At 65.6% G+C, this 588-nt stretch carries 1 protein-coding gene and 1 pseudogene; both read right to left on the minus strand.

The genetic code is table 11. The annotated features are described in order from the left end of the window. Positions 1-121 (minus strand): annotated as a pseudogene (gene pyrB, locus CXQ97_RS21050) (aspartate carbamoyltransferase catalytic subunit); the annotation flags it as partial. Positions 122-168: 47 nt separating this feature from the next. Next, positions 169-588: bifunctional pyr operon transcriptional regulator/uracil phosphoribosyltransferase PyrR (gene pyrR, locus CXQ97_RS21055; protein WP_104182379.1), on the minus strand; the 420-nt coding region annotated here is incomplete at its 5' end.

Raw genomic sequence — 588 nt, forward strand, 5'->3', positions numbered from 1 at the left:
AATCGGCAGTGTCCAGTATCTCGGTGAGCAACTCGCGCGGCAGGCCGTCGAGGGAGAGAAAATGGTGCAGCTGGCCTTGGTCGTTCAACTGTAGCGGGCGCTTGGCGTCGGTGGGCGTCATCGCAGGATCTCGGTTGGCGGGGCTGTGGGGCGGACTTGCCGGCTCGCTCAGGAGCCGCTGGTTTCCATCTGTTGTTCGAGGGCCAATGGCTCCGGTCCGATCAGCTTGATGCGCTGCTCGGGCGCCAGCGACAGGGTGGCGCCGACCACGTCCGGGCGAATCGGCAGCTCACGCGCGTTCAGGTCGAGCAGGCAGACCAGCGTTACGCTGGCAGGACGACCGTAGTCGAACAGTTCATTGAGCGCGGCGCGGATGGTGCGGCCGGTCATCAGCACGTCATCGATCAGCACCAGGTGCTGGCCTTCGATCTCGAAAGGCAGCTCCGACGGCTGCACCTGCGGGTGCAGGCCCTTCTGGGTGAAGTCGTCGCGATAGAAGGACACGTCGAGAATGCCGAGCGGTTCGTTCTGCGCGCGGGCTGCGAGCAGCGCCTGGGCCACCCAGACGCCGCCGGTACGGATACCGAT

It is taken from the genome of Arthrobacter sp. B0490 (genome assembly GCF_002929355.1).
Taxonomy (GTDB): Bacteria; Actinomycetota; Actinomycetes; order Actinomycetales; family Micrococcaceae; genus Arthrobacter_D.